Source organism: Pseudoalteromonas sp., from assembly GCF_041613455.1.
In the GTDB taxonomy this organism is placed as follows: domain Bacteria; phylum Pseudomonadota; class Gammaproteobacteria; order Enterobacterales; family Alteromonadaceae; genus Pseudoalteromonas.
The window spans coordinates 1-2,623 of the sequence record NZ_JBFJHD010000317.1 but is presented as its reverse complement, the minus strand read 5'-3'; the positions used below and the strand labels follow the sequence as shown (position 1 = coordinate 2,623).

The window sequence follows — 2,623 nt, the reverse complement described above, 5'->3', positions numbered from 1 at the left end:
TCTTCTTCTAGTGCCGCTCGATCTAAAATATCTGCAAGTACATTGCTTTCAACATTCTTATTTATTGGTTCATTCAGAGCATTCTTAAGCATAGAAATTTCATCATTAACTTGGTTTATTATATGCCCTAATTGGTCTGTTTTTAAAAATTCATGCATTCCTTATATCCTATACTAAACATCAAAAAGGTATTTAAACTGTAAGCGTCTAGCGAACCACACCTAGCATCGATGTTCTGATTATCTAAAAATACCTGCTCAATGATAAATTCGGAGCAGGTGATGAAAACTTACAGAACAAGCGCACAGTGGCAGCAGCTTTTGCTGAAACGCAGTACGTTTAGTGGTACTAATATTGAATTCTGCCAACACCATAATGTCGCTATTACGACTTATTATAAACAACGTGCTTTACTGGCAAAAGACCAGCCTAATTCCACCTTGCCAGTGCACACGCAGTGCCTTACATCATCACGTTTTGTCCAGGTAAAACAAACTACTGAAGTCTGCGCGCAAACTCGTCAAAATACGCTGCAGTTTGATACGCTAACCGGCCAACTCACGTTTCCTATCGATTTAGCGACGGCCGATATCGTTGCCATTATTAAAGGGCTAACGGTATGAGGATGTTCGTTGATGTACCCACCGTCTATTTATGTGCCGATGCCGTTGATTTTCGAAAATCAATTAATGGTCTGGCGGCGTTGGTGGAAGCAGAGCTTGAACTACCCGTGCTCAGTGGTGCGCTATTTGTGTTTTGTAATAAAGGCCGTGACAAACTCAAACTGCTTTACTGGGATAACACCGGTTTTGCACTGTGGTATAAGCGATTAGATAAGCATAAGTTCAAATGGCCCAAACTCATGTCACCCACCATGACCTTAAGCGAGCAGCAATTACACTGGTTATTATCGGGTTATGATGTGATTGGACACAGTAAAATTGATGTCGCAGGTAAGCAAATGCTTTAATATTTGCGATCGATTGATGATCATCAAAGTGAGTTCAGTTAGCACTGCAAAGCCTTTGATGATGCCTTAAAATAGGCGTCATGAAAAATGAACTCGCCCTTAAACAGCGCATTGCTGAACTTGAAAAACTGTTAGCGCAGAAGGATGCCCAGATTGCGGCATTGGAAGAGCGCTGGAACTTGGCCCAACAAAAACAATTCGGCAAAAGTGCTGAAGGCTTTGCCGGGCAAGGCGAGTTATTCAATGAAGTGGAAGAAATTGTTGAGGAAGTTGAGGCAGAGCAACAATCCATTAGCTATACCCGTAAAAAGCCGGTGCGTAAGCCACTGCCAAAAGACTTACCTCGTGAGCAAGTTATTCACGACATCATCGACAAAACCTGTGATTGCTGTGGCGGTGAGCTACATAAAATGGGTGAAGATAAGTCAGAAAAGCTTGAGTTCATACCCGCTAAAATCAAAGTGATTGAGCATATTAGGCCTAAATACGCCTGCCGTCACTGTGATAAATCCTCAACTCAGACACAGATTAAACAAGCCTCAATGCCTGCCATGCCCATCAACAAAGGCATTGCAACCAGCAGTTTGCTCAGTCAGCTTATCACCAGTAAATACCAATACGGGTTACCGCTGTATCGCCAGGAAGCGATGTTTAAGCAATACGGTATTGAACTCAGTCGACAGACCATGAGCAGCTGGATAGACAAATCAGCCACACTCTTCGCGCCATTAGTTGAACGGCTTAAAGCCGAGCTGTTAAGGCAACCCACGCTGTTTGCCGATGAAACGCCATTAAAGGTGGTGAAATCGGACAAAGTAAACAGTTACATGTGGGTGTATTGCTCGGGTCGAGATTCACCAGACCCGAATAATCCCATCCCTAATATCGTACTTTACGACTTCCACAATAGTCGCGCGGCCGCCTGCGTGGTCAATTATCTTGATGGATATCAAGGGTACTTGCACGTGGATGGCTATCAAGCCTATGCCAGAACAGAGGCAACCTTAATCGGCTGCTGGGCGCATGCTCGTCGTAAATTTATCGACGCGAAAAAGCTACAAGGTAAAAACAAAACCGGCAAAGTGGATGTGGTATTGAGCCTTATCCAAAAACTGTACGGCGTTGAGTCACGCATCAAAGATAAAAGTGTGGATGACAAATATACGGCAAGACAAGAGGTTAGCCTGCCTATTCTTAGCAAGCTAAAAATATGGCTTGAGCAGGATCAGCCAAATTTAGTGGGGAACAGCAAACTGATAGAGGCAGCTAATTACCTGGCAAATCAATGGCACAAGCTCATACGCTATGTTGATGATGGCCGACTTAGCATCGATAATAATAGAGCAGAACGCGCGGTAAAACCGTTTGTGATAGGCCGAAAGAATTGGTTATTTAGCCAAACGGCTAACGGTGCCCATGCTAGTGCCTCCCTTTACAGCATTGTGGAAACCGCCAAGATAAATGGTCTAATCCCATTTAATTACATCTGTGCTTGCCTTGATGAACTGTGCCAGCCTGAGCCCGATATCGACAGCTTGTTACCCTGGAATTTTAAAACATAGGTGTAGTTCGCTAGACGCTCACCTTGTAAGAGGTTTTAGAAGTCTAAAGTGATCTAGTATCACAATGCTTAAACCGTTGACGACAAGAATC

3 protein-coding genes are annotated in these 2,623 nt (G+C 43.6%); all 3 read left to right on the top strand.

Features of this window, described 5'->3' with window-relative positions:
* Positions 1-281 precede the first annotated feature (281 nt).
* Complete coding sequence (locus ABYB02_RS16510; RefSeq protein WP_008467385.1) at positions 282-623, top strand: hypothetical protein; 342 nt, start codon at positions 282-284, stop codon at positions 621-623.
* Positions 620-970 (top strand): IS66 family insertion sequence element accessory protein TnpB, encoded by a 351-nt coding sequence (gene tnpB / locus ABYB02_RS16505; protein WP_010554756.1) that lies wholly within the window; start codon positions 620-622, stop codon positions 968-970. Before ABYB02_RS16510 ends, tnpB begins: the two co-directional genes overlap by 4 nt.
* An 80-nt stretch (positions 971-1,050) precedes the next feature.
* On the top strand, positions 1,051-2,532 hold the full coding sequence (locus ABYB02_RS16500) for an IS66 family transposase (protein ID WP_372763460.1): 1,482 nt from the start codon (positions 1,051-1,053) through the stop codon (positions 2,530-2,532).
* Positions 2,533-2,623 lie beyond the last annotated feature (91 nt).

Bases quoted from the DNA above. Each gene is read 5' to 3' on its own strand.
- ABYB02_RS16510 (WP_008467385.1), top strand. From the start codon at position 282: ATGAAAACTTACAGAACAAGCGCACAGTGGCAGCAGCTTTTGCTGAAA.
- tnpB (WP_010554756.1), top strand. From the start codon at position 620: ATGAGGATGTTCGTTGATGTACCCACCGTCTATTTATGTGCCGATGCC.
- ABYB02_RS16500 (WP_372763460.1), top strand. From the start codon at position 1,051: ATGAAAAATGAACTCGCCCTTAAACAGCGCATTGCTGAACTTGAAAAA.